General features: G+C 62.1%; 8 protein-coding genes. 3 read left to right on the forward strand and 5 right to left on the reverse strand.

Annotated features, from left to right (window positions below; all coding sequences use genetic code 11):
* Positions 1-668: 668 nt before the first annotated feature.
* From ACQY7R_RS06550 to ACQY7R_RS06560, 3 genes are all read right to left on the reverse strand, one after another.
* Positions 669-1994: a PQQ-binding-like beta-propeller repeat protein gene (locus ACQY7R_RS06550; protein WP_428304788.1), complete on the reverse strand. Its 1326-nt coding sequence runs from the start codon at positions 1992-1994 to the stop codon at positions 669-671.
* Positions 1995-2665: 671 nt separating this feature from the next.
* Entirely contained in the window at positions 2666-3253 is a 588-nt protein-coding gene (locus ACQY7R_RS06555) for a hypothetical protein (RefSeq protein WP_428304789.1), read from the reverse strand.
* A 444-nt stretch (positions 3254-3697) separates the two neighbouring features.
* Positions 3698-4627 carry a sugar phosphate isomerase/epimerase family protein gene (locus ACQY7R_RS06560; protein WP_428304790.1) on the reverse strand — a complete coding sequence of 310 codons (930 nt, stop codon included), beginning with the start codon at positions 4625-4627 and terminating at the stop codon, positions 3698-3700.
* 340 nt (positions 4628-4967) lie between these two features.
* Here ACQY7R_RS06560 and icd point away from each other — a divergent pair, with 340 nt between their 5' ends.
* Positions 4968-6203 (forward strand): NADP-dependent isocitrate dehydrogenase, encoded by a 1236-nt coding sequence (icd, locus tag ACQY7R_RS06565; RefSeq protein ID WP_428304791.1) that lies wholly within the window; start codon positions 4968-4970, stop codon positions 6201-6203.
* 161 nt (positions 6204-6364) lie between these two features.
* Here icd and ACQY7R_RS06570 read toward each other — a convergent pair whose 3' ends face one another.
* Both ACQY7R_RS06570 and ACQY7R_RS06575 read right to left on the reverse strand, forming a co-directional pair.
* On the reverse strand, positions 6365-7117 hold the full coding sequence (locus tag ACQY7R_RS06570) for a hypothetical protein (RefSeq protein WP_428304792.1): 753 nt from the start codon (positions 7115-7117) through the stop codon (positions 6365-6367).
* 133 nt (positions 7118-7250) lie between these two features.
* Complete coding sequence (locus tag ACQY7R_RS06575; protein ID WP_428304793.1) at positions 7251-8174, reverse strand: substrate-binding domain-containing protein; 924 nt, start codon at positions 8172-8174, stop codon at positions 7251-7253.
* A 505-nt stretch (positions 8175-8679) separates the two neighbouring features.
* Between ACQY7R_RS06575 and ACQY7R_RS06580 the strand changes: the two genes are divergently transcribed.
* Both ACQY7R_RS06580 and ACQY7R_RS06585 read left to right on the forward strand, forming a co-directional pair.
* Positions 8680-12192, forward strand: coding sequence for a DUF2126 domain-containing protein (locus tag ACQY7R_RS06580; protein WP_428304794.1), 3513 nt, complete (start codon positions 8680-8682; stop codon positions 12190-12192).
* A 38-nt stretch (positions 12193-12230) separates the two neighbouring features.
* Positions 12231-14750, forward strand: coding sequence for a circularly permuted type 2 ATP-grasp protein (locus tag ACQY7R_RS06585; protein WP_428304795.1), 2520 nt, complete (start codon positions 12231-12233; stop codon positions 14748-14750).
* Positions 14751-14755: the final 5 nt, after the last annotated feature.

The following is a 14755-nucleotide window of genomic DNA, read 5'->3' on the forward strand; positions in this document are numbered from 1 at the left end:
GACTCAGTCTTCATTGAACCACTAACCTTGAACGAAAGCTCCGCCAGGTTGCCTCGGCTCTACCGCCTCGACATTCCATCTCTAGCTATCGGCAGCTGCCTGCTCCTCTTCACGCGAGGCAAATCTCCATTTGCCAGGTTCGCGTTTTGGCGTCCGCCTGCTAGCGTGGCATTCCCTGCCGTCTGTGCCGGTTAGCACAGATTTGGGGGAACCCACACCGGTCCATCCTAGTTGCGTCCAATTTTTCCGTCAAACTTTCGGCGATGCGAACTTGCCTCCGCCAGGGGGGCAGGGGCGATTCGCGTGCGGCAGCCAGATCTTGCCGGCCCCGCAGGCCAAGCCTTTGAGCAGGCTTGGCACGCAAAAGTTCCGAGAAAATGTGGTTTGCCGACAAGAGGCGCCGCTAGAGCGAAAGCCTCTCCCTATGGGGCCGCAAGCAGGCGTTTGCGTCACGCAATTTTTTCTCGCGCGTAGACAGGCCCCGAATCCGCGGCCGCGCCATTGCTGTTCGCAACGAACTTCAAACCCCGCCAAGCCTCCCAAGTTACTCGCTGAATTGGAGCAAAGCAGCCAGTTCAACGTCTATTGAGACAATTTCGCACGCCGCACGGAGTGATGGGAACACTTCAAATGCGCAGCTGATTCTCGCTCGCCTTCACGCCCCCCTATCACTTCGTGATGCGGTAGAGATGAGTATCGGTGCGGAGGATGAGATCCTCCCCTGCGACGGCTGGCGATGCCATGTGCATGCCGTCCAGCTGGTTGACTGCCAGCTCCTGGTAGTCCGCCGAGTCAGCGACCACCGTGGTGCTTCCTTCGTGACTGCAAAAGTAAAGGCGGCCATTGGCTAGGATCGGCGAGGCTGAGTATTTGCCGGGAATCCGCTCGCGCCAGAGCTGCTTGCCGTCGGCAGTGCCGAAGCAGGTCGCCACGCCGCCGTCGCTGATGACGTAGATGCGGCCATCGCTAATGACTGGCGACGACTTGGCCGGAATTTGCTGCTTTTCCCGCCAATCGACGTGGGTTTCGGTCACGTCGCCGGAGCCGTCGGTGCGGATCGCCCAGAGCTGCGGCTTACCAAACCCAGTGCAAAGATAGACCCGCTCGCCATCAAAAACAGGCCGCGGGACGTTGGAAAAACCGTTACCGTGGTCGACGCGCCAGAGTTCGTCGCCAGTGGCAGGATCGTAGGAGACAAACCACTGCGCCCCGGGAATGACCGCCTGCTTGCGTCCCGCCTGCTCGAAGACGAGCGGCGTGGCGAACGCCTTCCGCATGTCGGGGTTCGTTTCGCGAATCGGCGGGCGGTCGACCTGCCAACGGATCTCGCCGTTGGCGATATCGAGCGCGGCGATGAATTGCTTGTCGGCGCCGTCGCAGGTGAGGATCGCGACGTCTTCGACGACAACCGGCGAACTCCCAGGCCCCACGATGTGGTCGAGTTCCATCGGCCGCCGCCACAGGACCTCGCCGCTGTTGACGTCGACCGCCGCGGCTCCGAAGGTGCCGAAGTGGCAAATCAGCCGGCCGCCGACGAGGACCGGCGTGGGCGAGGCGTAGCTGTTGAGATTGTGAATTGGGGGCGGCTCGTCGACGCTGAACAAGCTCACCCTGCGCAGGAGTTTTCCCGTTTCGAGGTTGACTTCGAGAGCGAGCAGGTCGATCGCCGCTGCGGCGCCCATGTCGGTTCCGGAGGAAATCCGGGCAACCTGTTCGTCGCTAACAAGCGGCTCCTCCGCGTCGGAAGCCTTTTCGACGGCGGTGGTCAGCCAAATGCGGCCGTTGGCGATCACCGGCGACGACCATCCGCGGCCGGGGAGCGGCGTTTTCCAGCGAATGCCCTCTTTCTCATTCCAGTGAAAAGGGAGATCGACGGCCCCGACATCGCCCTGCCCGCCTGGACCGCGAAATTGCGGCCAGGAGGAACCCATCGGCTCATCAGCGGTTGCAACAACCGTGACCAACAGCGCAGTGAAGAATGCGAGCCGTCTCATCGCTTTGCCAATCGCCTTAAGCCAGTGGAGAACCCACTTGTCCTGCCGACCTTGGTGCAAGCCGCCTGGTCCGCCTCAGCCAAGCACCATCACGCTGCACAACGGCCACCGACGAGACGAGGCTCGCGTAACTTCCGCGCGGCTCGTCGCCTTTTTCTACCTCGACGCTTGCTCGTCACCAACAACATCCCCACGCCCCACACTGCCCAAAGCACGTTCTGCTTTAGCGAATGGTCGAGCGCGAGCGGCAGAAAAGCCATCGCCCCGCACAGTAGCGCTACGACTTGCCACTGAATCATCCGCTGCCAGTCTCGCGAATAGCGTCGCTCTGGTGGGAAGTCATCACGGCTGCGCCATGCGTGGATCCCAACAGCGAAGCAGATCGTTGCAATCACAGCCGCGGAAAATGCGTTGAACCAACCTCCATTGGTCGCAGTCCACGCCGAGCATGCTAAGAGCGCCGCTCCGAGGATTAAATCGACCATCGCAAAGGCTCGCATCAACGTCACGCGATTTTCTCCCGAGAGCTAACACCAGCCAGATCGCCAGAATGCGTTCTCTATGAGCCGGCTACCTTATACCACGAGCAGCGAAGTGATGGACGCGCCAAAACGAAAAGAGCCGCCCCAGAGGCTGGGGCGGCTCTTTTGAAAGCTCAATTCGCGAGCGACTTAGAACCGCGGCTGCGACGGCTTGAACGGCGGCAAGCCCGACGAAGTCGGCTGCAGTTGCTGGCCGTAAGGTGAACTCACTCCGACCTGAGTCGGCTGGTGCGGACGGAGACCCAACGACGGCGAGTGGGTCGAGCTATGACCACCCGACAGCGGTGTCGACGGGGTGCTAGCAGGAGACGGCGAGCCGCCGGTAGCACGCTCGTTCGGGATCATCTCTTCGCCGATGACTTGCAGCAGCTTCGAGATGCAAAGCTTGTTCATGCTCGTCCGCAGATCGTGCGCTTCGGTCCGCAGCGATTCGTGCATGCTCTTCGGCAGGCGAACGGTGATGACGCGAGTTGGCTCGCTTTCGGTGTCGGCCGAGGGGCGCTTCTCGCGGAGCTTCACGAGCAGCTTTTGAATGCGGTCGAACTGTTCGCTTTGCTCGAAAGCGGTCAGCTCATCGAAAGTCGGGAAGGTCTTGCGAGCGGCGCCATCGACGCCGAGGACTTCGCGAAAGAACGTAACCCAGTCGGGGTTTTGCTTGTAGCGGGTTTCAGCGAACTCGAGAACTTCTTGATACTTTTCCGTAGTTTGGGTAAGCACGGCTGACGTCTCCTTCCGAACAGCTTTGGGATGGGCGAATCGAAGACCCGAGGGCGGTCTTCTGGTGCCTCCATATTCATGCGCGGTCAAGCAAATCCCGGAGGTCCTTGCAGTGCTTGCACTTACGTCGATTCTGCTAGCGTGCCTATTCCGTGGCAGGCCATGCTGAAGTTCGACGCACGACCCCACTGCCCAAAAAGCAGGCAGTACGACTTTTCCCATTCCGAAAAATGTCCTGCTAGCAACGAGTACCAGCGCAAGGCTGGAACATCGCCCTAACTCGTTTACTATCAATGAAAAGAGGCGACCCGAAGGTCGCCTCCAAAGAAATTTTCGGATTTTCTCAAGTCCTGGACACCTGGGTGTCCATCGAGGGCAGTGGTCGGTTCGCGGCGTCGCGGCCGACTTAGCCAACTGCCGATTTGGCAGCTAGCACCGCTAGCGCTACGACTCTGCCGAGAACTTATCGCGGACGCGATCGAGCAGCTTCTTGGTAAGCATGATGCCTTCGCGTTCGTCTTCTGGATTAGCGCCTTCCCATTCGATGCCAACGTAGCCGTGGTAGCCGGCGTCGAGCACGATTTTCATCATCTTGAAGTAGTCAGTGCGGACTTCGTCGCCGGCGGCGTTGAACTCGTGACTCTTCGCGCTGACGCCCTTGGCGAACGGCATCAGCTCGGCGCATCCCTTATACCGATCGTACTCGTGGAAGTTGCCGAAGTCGGGAAGCGTGCCGCAATTGGGCAGATCGACCGTCTTCATCACGCCCGCCAGCCACTCGCCGTTCGACGACAAGCCGCCGTGGTTTTCGACGATGACGTTAATCTTGTGCGGGGCAGCGAACTCCGAGAGCTGACGCAAACCGTCGGCTGCTAGCTTGCCCTGCTCCTCCGGCGTTCCTTCCGAATGTGCATTCACTCTGATCGAATGACAACCGAGAAACTTGGCGGCTTCAACCCACTGATGGTGGTTTTCCACAGCCTGCTTCCGCTTGGCGTCGTCAGGGTCGCCGAGGTTGCCTTCGCCATCCACCATGATGAGGACGCTGGTCACCCCTTCATCGGAGCAACGCTTTTTCAGCTCGCCCAGGTATTTCTCGTCGCGGGCCTTATCCTTGAAAAACTGATTGACGTACTCGACCGCGTCGATGCCGCAGGCCTTCGTGAAGGCCGGAAACTCCAAATTCTCCATCTTGCCAGCCTGCAGGGCCTTATGGAGCGACCATTCGGCAAGCGAAATCTTGAACAGCGGGGCCTTCGCCTCGGCGGCCAGAGCTGTCGTTAGGCCGCGGCCAAGGGCGAATCCAGCGCCGGCAACCGCCGCTCCGGTGCGAAGAAACCAACGGCGGTTGACGGTGCGCAGTGAGTCGTGCATGGGAAAAACGAGCTCCTAACAGAGTGAAGGGCGCCTGGATCAGAGCGGTCGTCAGGCCGCGAAAGGGCCGAGCCGCTACGGGGAGTATAGAAGGGGGATGCGGGGGCCACAATTCGCCGGAAGTCACGCGATCCGTTCTACGGTGGGCATGATTGGCGGGGTCGGCTGTCTTCGGCCACAGAGATCCTGACTTCTATGTAATCTCGCCAGTGACAAACGACCCTCGCCCCCGTCACGCTCCCCTGCCCCATTGACCCTACGCGCGGAACGGTCGAGAATCGCGGGTTTCCTGACCATTTCCCCAAGTCACTGACTGATAAACGCCCGCCAGGAGCCCGCGATGTCCGCCGCCCAACCGATCACGATGAACAACGGCCGTCTGCAAGTCCCCGACGCGCCGATCATCCCCTTCATCGAGGGGGACGGCACTGGTCCCGATATTTGGCGGGCCAGCCAGGTCGTGTTCGACGCGGCGGTTGAGAAGGCGTACGGCGGCAAGCGGAAGATCGAGTGGAAGGAAGTCCTCGCCGGCGAGAAGGCGTTCAACCAAACTGGCAACTGGCTGCCTGACGCGACGCTCGATGCGTTCCGCAGCTTGTTGGTTGGCATCAAGGGCCCGCTCACCACGCCGGTTGGCGGCGGCATTCGCTCGCTGAACGTCGCCCTGCGACAGATCCTCGACCTCTACGTCTGCCTGCGGCCGGTTCAATACTTCACGGGCGTCCCCTCGCCGGTGAAGCAGCCGGAACTGACCGACATGGTCATCTTCCGCGAGAACACGGAAGATATCTACGCCGGCATCGAGTTCGAACATGGCTCGGCCGACTGCGACAAGTTCAAGAAACTGTTCAGCGAAGCGTTCCCCGGCCCTTGGAAGAAGGTCCGCTTCCCCGAAACGGTTGGCATCGGCATCAAGCCGGTCAGCCAAGAGGGAACCGCGCGGCTCGTGCGGGCGGCGATCCAGTACGCGATCGACAACGACCGCCGCAGCGTGACGCTGGTCCACAAGGGGAACATCATGAAGTTCACCGAAGGGGCCTTCCGCGATTGGGGCTACGAAGTGGCGAAGAAGGAATTCGGCGCCGTGGAACTCGACGGTGGTCCGTGGTGCACCTTCAAGTCGTCGAAGACCGGCAAAGAAATCGTCGTCAAGGACGTCATCGCCGACGCGATGCTGCAACAGATCCTCACCCGGCCGGCTGACTACGACGTCATCGCCACACTCAACTTGAACGGCGATTACATCAGCGACGCCCTCGCGGCCTGCGTCGGCGGCATCGGCATCGCGCCGGGCGGCAACATCAACTACATGACCGGTCACGCGATCTTCGAGGCGACCCACGGCACCGCGCCGAAGTACGCCAACCAAGACAAGGTGAACCCGGGCAGCGTGATCCTCTCAGGCGAGATGATGTTCCGCTATATGGGCTGGACCGAGGCGGCCGACCTGATCATTAAGGGCCTCAACGGCGCGATCGCGGCAAAGACCGTCACCTACGACTTCGAGCGGTTGATGGATGGCGCGAAGCTCGTGAAGTGCAGCGAGTTCGGGCACGCCGTCGTGAAGCACATGTAGTTGTGCTTGGCGATTGGCGCGTGAAATAAGAAACCCCGGCGGAGTCTGGCGACTTCGCCGGGGTTTTTGCTTGCTTTACGAGAAAGCTTAGCCGCCGTCGACGAACGACGCAGAGCGTCGAGGGCGGCGTTCCCATGCGGAGCGTGGAAACAAGGTCGGGGTTAACGCGAGTCGCGCTTCGCTTGCTTGCGGCCGCCACGAGCTTGGACGTGGGCTTGCACGCGCGAGGTTTTGCCGCTGGCTTTCAAACGTGATTTCTTAGCAGCGGTTTGGGCCGAGAGCTGCCGGGCTGGTTCGGCGGTGACGAGCCCCAGCGAGCCGACGCCAAAGGCCGGCTTCTTCTTGGCGGCTTTCTTCGCGACCTTCTTCTTCGCCACTTTCTTTGGAGCGGCTTTTTTCTTGGCGACTTTCTTCTTCGGCGCGGCTGCAGGCGTTGCTGCCCCCTTTTTCTTCGCGGCCTTTTTCTTCTTCACCTTGGCTTTGCTGGCCGCGTTTAGTTCGCTGCGAACGTCTTTCAGTTCGTCGCGCGCAACCGCTCGCTTCAGCCGGTGCCCTGCAGCGCGGACCTTCTTCTTCGGCGGCTTCGGCAAGACTTTTCCGACGGTCGAACCGCCGGCTTGCGCCTTCGCTAGCTGCTCTTCGTAGCGTTTGAGCACATGCGCAAAAAGCGCCGCTTTCTCGCCGCTGCGAGCGTTCTTGTCGGTCACGCGCGACTTCTGCGCTTGCTGCGTTTCGCGACGCTGCTCAGTCGCTAAGTCTTGCCACTTGTCGCGTAAGCGTCGCGCGGAAGCGACGTTCTTCTTCAGTTGATCGACAGAAAGCTTCTCGATGGCGTCGGGACGGCTTCCCATTACCACGCCCAGTTCTGCCTTCGTGCACATCCGTTTGGCATCGGCAACAGTCAGTCGTCCCATCGATGGCGCCTCGCTGGAGAGAATAGTTCCTCGGACGGTCGCGTCCTAAGGAGTCAGCGTAGGCGATTAATCGTTGAAAAACAACCGCGAGACTGGTCGCCAACGTTGGCGACGGAGGCGATCAGACGTGCACTTAGAGCGCCGCTTCGGCCTGCTTCAGGCTGGCGCGAAACTCGGCCACTTCGCCGGGACGAACGATCACTGCCGGCACGTTGAGCTGCCCTTTTCCGGCAGCAGGAAACGCAAGTTTCTCCGCCGAGTGAAAGTAGGCAAGCCGATCGACCGCGAGATAACCGCAGAGGCGGGGATCATGGGCGATGATCCCCGCAACCTTGCCGAGTTCCACGAGTTCGAGGGCGGCCTCGCTTTGATCGAAGGTTACGAGCAGCGGCGGATCGGACAAGTCAGCCACGGCTGCGGCGAGTTCGGTCGCGGCGCCGAGTCGCAAATCGACGACGACGCGCGGCGAGTGGCGCGAGATCGCGGCGGCGATTTGCTGCGCAGCGGTTCGCTCGCCTTCAGTGACGAGATGCTTAACAATGCACTTTGATTTCGCTTGAGAGCTTTGTGGGTCGGCGCCCATCCAAAATTTCATCGCATGCTGGAAGCCTTGGAGCCGTTCGATTGGTAAGGCGCAACAGCGATTGTCGACGATGAGCAAAACGTCGTCGCCGTCGTGCAACAAGCTCGTCACGTACTTCGCGCAGCGACGCCCTGCGCCAAAACTGGCTTCGCCGACGTGAAAGGTCTGCGTGGCGCCGCCTGGGCCGTATCCGCAAGTCGCGGTAAATCCCGAAGACCCAGCCATCGAAAGTTTGCCGCAGCGAGTCTCGCCGGCAGGCGGCCAAGCGATCGAGAGGTCGACGCCGTTCTCGTCGGCTGCAGCCTGGGCGCCCGTAGCCAGCGCTTGCCAATATTCAGAGTGGCCGCCAGTTAGGAGCACCATCGAGTGCTCCGGGGCGGACACCTGGTAGTCGAGGACCGCCAAGCCCCCCATGCCGGCCGTCATCACGGCCATCACGGCAATCGCTCCCAAGGCCAATCGAAGCCCGATCATCGTTCTTCCCTCGGTTGTGGCGAATTTGGTTCCGGCGGCGGCCGCTCGCTGGCGGATTGGGCAGTGTGCCAGCGAACGGCGCCGCGGTGGGTTAGACGACCGCTGCTGTAGAGTTGATCGCGTCTGGAGGAAAAATCTTGCGGCTTTCTTCCAAATTCGCTTCCAGTTACTGAGATAGAGAGCCGGCCCGTTGCAAGCGGACTGCAGCAAACGCGAAAAGGGCGGTTTCGCCGCAAAACGGCTGCAGTCACATCACTGCAGTGCCGCAGCAGCGAGGTCGGGGTAGAACATTCGCCGGCGTAGCGACGTCTGGTCGGTGAAAATACGGGGAAATTGCCGGTAGTAATTGGCGCAAGGCAAAACAGAGCGCAGGATATTGAGGCACGACGCGCTGTTAACGACTGCGGGCTTTAGGCGGCCCCCTGGCAGGAACATCGCGGCGCCCGCTGGCCGCTCCTGTCGACAGCACTCCCCACCTCTGCCGCCTCCGACCCCGCTGGCCACCATGCCGATTCGAGTCGCTCTCCATCACCGCACCGAATACCGCTACGACGAGCTCGTTGAGTTCGGCCCCCAGATCGTGCGGCTCCGTCCGGCCCCCCATTGCCGGACGCCGATCACTGCCTATTCGCTCTGGATCGAGCCGTCGGGGCACTTCCTCAACTGGCAGCAAGATCCATACGGCAACTTCCAGGCGCGAATCGTCCACCCGAAGCCGTCGGACCACGTGTCGGTGGAAGTGGCGCTGACCGCTGAGATGACGGTGATCAATCCGTTCGACTTCTTTCTGGAAGACGACGCGACGGAATTTCCGTTCTCGTACGGTCCTGACATGCTGAAGGATTTGATGCCCTTCTTGCATGTCGCCCCCGCGATGGAGGGTTCGCCCCTGGCGGAATATGTGCGGAAGATCGATCGCCGCAAACGCCGGACGATCGACTTCCTAGTTGAACTCAACAGCCAACTGCAGCGCGACATCAGCTATACGATCCGCATGGAGCCGGGCGTTCAGACGTGTGACGAGACGCTGCAAAAGCGGAGCGGCTCGTGCCGCGACACGGCGTGGCTGCTCGTGAACGTCCTGCGGCGCTGCGGCTTGGCAGCGCGGTTCGTCTCGGGTTACCTCATTCAGCTGACGCCGGACATCAAATCGCTCGACGGCCCCAGCGGCGCCGAGCACGACTTCACCGACCTCCACGCTTGGACGGAAGTCTTCCTGCCGGGCGCCGGCTGGATTGGCCTCGACCCGACGTCGGGGTTGATGTGCGGCGAAGGGCATATCCCGCTTGCGTGCACGCCCGATCCGGTCGGTGCCGCCCCGATTTCATTCTCGGCGACCGCCGCGGCGAGCGACTTCAAGTTTCATATGGAAGTCACGCGGATCCACGAAGATCCGCGGGTGACGAAGCCCTACTCCGACGAGCAGTGGGAAGCGGTCAACGAACTGGGCAAAGAAGTCGATCGCCATCTAGCCGCCGGCGACGTGCGGCTGACGATGGGCGGGGAGCCAACCTTCGTGTCGATCGACGACATGGAAGGCGCTGAGTGGAAGACCGCGGCGATGGGCCCTAACAAGCGCCGCCTCGCGGGCGATTTGCTCACGCGGATGAAGCACCGCTTCGCACCGGGCGGAATGCTGCACCTCGGCCAAGGCAAGTGGTATCCGGGCGAACCGCTGCCGCGCTGGTCGTTGAAGTGCTACTGGCGTCGCGATGGCGAACCGATTTGGCGCGACGAGTCGTTGTTTGCCGATCCGACGAAGAAGGGCGAACAAACGGTCGACGATGCGCGCCGGTTTGGCCAAGCGCTCGCGGAACGCCTGGGCGTCAAGCCGCAGCATGTGATCGACGGGTTCGAAGACGTCCTCTACTACGCGTGGAAAGAACGCCGTCTGCCGGCGAACGTCTCGCTGCAAGATTCCAAGCTGGAAAATGCCGAAGACCGCGCGCGGCTCGCGAAGGTTTTTGAGCAAGGCATTACCTCGCCGGTTGGTTGCGCGTTGCCAATTCGCCGCGTCTGGTGGGCCGATCAGCCTTATTGGGAAAGTGGCGAGTGGGTCGTCCGCAGCGACGAGATGTTCCTGCTGCCGGGCGATTCGCCGATGGGCTTCCGGCTGCCGATTCAATCGCTCCTGTGGGCGAAACGGCCGGCGATTGAGTCGTACGGCTACGCCACCGAACCATTCGCCGAACGCTTTCCGCTGCCGCAATATCAGCGGATGCGCGAAGACATCGCCGCGCGGGCGGGCGTCGGCGCTCAAGCGCTGCAACCCGCATGGAGCGGCGGCGGTAGCTGGGGTTCAGGGCCTGAAGGCGCCTTCTTCGGCGACTACTCGGGCAACATCGTCGATGGTTTCTCCGGCAATGGCGGACCGCACGCAGGCAACGGGCAAGCGAACGGCAACGGGAATGGCAGCGGTCCTGGCGCTCCTTGGCTGCAGAATGGCAATAACGATTTCCAGGGGCAGCCAGGCAGCGTCCCCGCCGGCGGGCAGCAAGCAGACCCTTCGTGGCTGGTGCGAACGGCACTCTGTATTGAGCCGCGGGACGGCGTGATCCACATTTTTATGCCGCCGCTCGATCGGCTCGAAGATTACCTCGAATTGGTCACGGCCATTGAAGACACGGCGGCGCAGTTTGGCACGCCGGTCGTCCTCGAAGGCTACGAACCGCCGCACGATCACCGGATCAACAACTTCAAAGTGACTCCCGATCCGGGCGTGATCGAAGTGAACGTCCAGCCAGCCGAGAACTGGGACGAGTTGGTGGCGATCACCTCGGGCGTTTACGAGGACGCCCGCTACTCGCGGCTGGGGACGGAGAAGTTCGACCTCGACGGTACGCATACCGGCACGGGCGGCGGCAATCACGTTGTCCTCGGCGGCGCCACGCCGGCCGACAGCCCGTTCCTCCGCCGACCTGACGTGCTGCGGAGCTTGCTGGCCTACTGGCATAACCACCCGTCGCTGTCGTATCTATTCTCGGGCAGTTTCATCGGCCCGACGAGCCAGGCGCCGCGGGTCGACGAAGGCCGCCGCGACGCTCGCTACGAACTGCAGATTGCGATGGAGCAGATCCGCGATCGGCAGAACTATCCCTCGTGGATGGTCGACCGCGTCTTCCGCAATCTGTTGGTCGATGGCACCGGCAACACGCATCGCGCTGAATTCTGCATCGACAAGTTGTTCTCGCCCGATAGTTCGACCGGTCGCTTGGGCCTCGTCGAGTTCCGCGCGTTCGAAATGCCGCCGCATTGGCGGATGAGCATGGCGCAGCAGCTGCTGCTCCGCTGCCTGGTCGCACGTTTCTGGGAGAAGCCATACACCGCGAAGTTGGTCGATTGGGATACCTCGCTGCACGACCGGTTCATGCTGCCGCAGTTCGTGCGGCAAGATTTCAACGACATCGTCGATGAAACTCGCCAAGCTGGCTTCGCGATGGAGAAGGCGTGGTTTGAGGCGCACTTCGAGTTCCGTTTCCCGCGAATGGGCGAATTTTCTCAAGCTGGGATGCGAATCGAACTGCGGAAAGCGATCGAACCATGGTACGTTCTAGGGGAAGAGGCGACCGGGACGGGAACGTCGCGCTATGTTGACTCTTCGCTCGAACGTCTGCAGGTACTCGTGCAAGGGATGACTGACAGCCGTCACTACATGACGTGCAACGGCCGGAAGGTTCCGCTCCACCCGACGGGAACTGAAGGCGAGTACGTGGCTGGCGTGCGATATCGCGCATGGCAGCCGCCAAGCTGTCTGCACCCTACAATTCCTGTCGACGCGCCGCTGTCGTTCGATTTGGTCGACGGTTGGATGAACCGTTCGCTCGGAGGCTGCACTTACCACGTGGGGCATCCAGGCGGATTGAATCCGGAACTGTTCCCGATCAACGCGTTCGAAGCTGAAAGCCGTCGCTACGCCCGCTTCTTCAAGATGGGGCACAGCGGCGGACCGATTTCCCCGGCGCCAGAAGAACCGAATCCCGATTTTCCGCTAACGCTCGATCTTCGCCGTAACCGATAATCAGCAGTTGAGACCTCATCCGCGGCGAGAATCCACCAGTGCCTGGCTCTGACCTACGCGTAGACGCCAAACTGTTCAGCGGCTATTCAGGCGCCGAGGGGTCGTACGACGAAGTATTTTCCGACAAGGGGGAGCTTCGTCCCGCTTGGCGGCGATTCATCGACGCGACCGAAGGGCTGCCGCGCGCGGAGTTTGGTCGGCGATGGGAGCAGGCGCAGCGACTGCTGCAGCAGAATAGCCTCGCTTACCCCGATCCAAGGGATCCGCGCGCTCGTCGGCACCCCTGGGAACTCGACGCCTTCCCGCTGGTGATTCAAGCAGAGGAATGGCGCGAGGTCGCCGCGGCGCTTAAGCAGCGAGCGACGCTCCTCGACATGGTGCTGCAAGACTTGCTCGGTCCGCAGCGACTGATCAGGGAGGGGCATCTGCCGGCGGAAGTGGTGTTTCGCCACCCGGGCTTCTTGCTCCCCTACTGCCGCCCCGATGCCACGCCGCAGCAAGTGCTGCACGTCTACGGGGCCGACGTCGCCCGCTCGCCCGACGGTCGCTGGTGGGTGCTCGACGATCGCTGCGAGTCGCCCTCGGGGGCGGGCTTCGCGCTGCAGAACCGCATCGCGATGTCGCGGATGCTGCCCGACGTCATTCACGAATGCCGCGTCGAGCGCTTGGCGCCCTACTTCATCTCGTTTCAAGAACACCTCGCTCGCTTGGCGCCTGATCGCGAACGAGCCCGCGTGGTGTGGCTCAGCCAGCTGGCGGGGAGCGCGAACTATTTCGAAGACGCCTTCCTCGCGCGGTATCTCGGCTACACGCTCGCCGAAGCTGGCGACCTGGCGGTGCGGCAGAACAAGCTGTATCTGAAGACGCTCGCGGGACTATCGCCGGTCGACGTGTTGATGCGGCGACCGAATAGCGAGAATTGCGATCCTCTGGAACTCTCCGATGCGTCCTCGATGGGCGTCGCGGGATTGCTGCAGTCGCTGCGCAGCCGGAACGCCGCAATTGCGAATGGACTTGGAAGCGGGCTGCTCGAGTCGCCGATCTTCATGGCGTTCCTGCCGCGACTCGCGGAAACGCTGCTGAGCGAACCGTTGAAGATGCCGAACGTCGCCACTTGGTGGTGCGGCGATCCGAAGAGCAGGAAGTATGTGCTGAGCCGGGTTTCGGAGTTGGCGATTCGGCCCGCCTATCGCCGCCGCGGCGTGAACGATTCGCGGCTCCTAGAACTGAGCCGTAGCGAACTAACGGCGATGATCGAGGCTCATCCGACGGCGTACGTCGCCCAAGAGCGCGTCCGCCGGTCGACGGCGCCGGTCTGGTCGGGACAGGACGTCACCCACTCGTACATTTCGCTGCGGGCGTTCGCTGTCTCCAGCGGCGATAGCTTCGAAGTGATGCCGGGCGGCCTCGCGCGGGTCAGTGCGACGCTCGGCCCGCTCGACATGTCGCTGCTCGAAGGGGAACGGAGCAAAGATACTTGGGTGCTCTCGGAAGGGCCGGTCAGTTCGGTGACGCTGCTGATCGCCGCCGACGAGCCGCTTGCGCTGCGCCGCGGCGGCGTCGACTTACCGAGCCGCGCCGCAGAGCACTTCTTCTGGCTGGGGCGGCAATCGGTGCGTGCGGAAACGCTCGGCAAATTGATTCGCGCCGTGGCGCTGCGACTAACGAGCGAACAAGACGCCGAACGGATCCCCGAGTTGCAGTTGCTGATCCGTGTTCTCGCGGAGCTCGGGCAAATCGAACCGGGCTACGTCGTCGACGAAATCAAAGTCCAGATGCCGGCGCTCGAAAAGCTGCTGCCTGCTGCCGTGTTCGATGAAAAGACGCCCGGCACGCTGCGGGCGACGGTCGCGAATCTTGCACAACTTGCGGCGACCGTGCGCGACTTGCTGTCGCTCGATACCTGGCGGATCATCCGCGAGATGAACGACGAGTTCCAGCCGACGGCGAGCGACGACGGGTTCCTCGATATGCTCGTGAAGGTCGATGGCCTGCTCGCGGGCTTGGCAGCGCTTACCGGCCAGTTCGCTGAGGGAATGACGCGGACGCACGCGTGGCGGTTTCTCGACTTCGGCCGTCGCCTGGAGCGAACGCTGCAAGCTTCGCAGCTCATTCGCGCCGTCGTCGCTGAAGGGGGTGGAACCGACGCCGCAGCCCTCGAGTCGCTGCTGGAAGTTTCCGACAGCTTGATGACCTACCGCTCGCGGTACTACTCGCGGTTCCAACTCGGCGCCGTGCTCGACTTGCTGATGACCGACGAAACGAACCCGCGGTCGATGGCGTTTCAGCTGGTGGAGTGCACTTCGCACGCGGCTCAGTTGCCGCGCGAGTCGATCGTCCCGGGGCAGATGACGGAAGAGCGGCTCGCTGCGTCGCTGCTCCACTTGATCCGCCGCGTCGATCCGTTGGCAATCGCTCGCGCGTACGAATCGGGCGACGAAGAACCGCTCGACTCGCTGCTGACGACGATCGACTCGTCGCTCCCCAAACTGTCGGACGCGGTGTCGCACCACTATTTCTTCCACAGCGGACCTGCGCAGCGTCTGGCGCGTGACTAGGGCGG

It is taken from the genome of Lacipirellula sp., assembly GCF_965279485.1.
GTDB lineage: Bacteria > Planctomycetota > Planctomycetia > Pirellulales > Lacipirellulaceae > Lacipirellula.

Coding starts and splice junctions, on each gene's coding strand:
- ACQY7R_RS06575 (WP_428304793.1), bottom strand. CDS start 8,174: ATGATCGGGCTTCGATTGGCCTTGGGAGCGATTGCCGTGATGGCCGTG.
- ACQY7R_RS06550 (WP_428304788.1), bottom strand. CDS start 1,994: ATGAGACGGCTCGCATTCTTCACTGCGCTGTTGGTCACGGTTGTTGCA.
- ACQY7R_RS06580 (WP_428304794.1), top strand. CDS start 8,680: ATGCCGATTCGAGTCGCTCTCCATCACCGCACCGAATACCGCTACGAC.
- icd (WP_428304791.1), top strand. CDS start 4,968: ATGTCCGCCGCCCAACCGATCACGATGAACAACGGCCGTCTGCAAGTC.
- ACQY7R_RS06560 (WP_428304790.1), bottom strand. CDS start 4,627: ATGCACGACTCACTGCGCACCGTCAACCGCCGTTGGTTTCTTCGCACC.
- ACQY7R_RS06570 (WP_428304792.1), bottom strand. CDS start 7,117: ATGGGACGACTGACTGTTGCCGATGCCAAACGGATGTGCACGAAGGCA.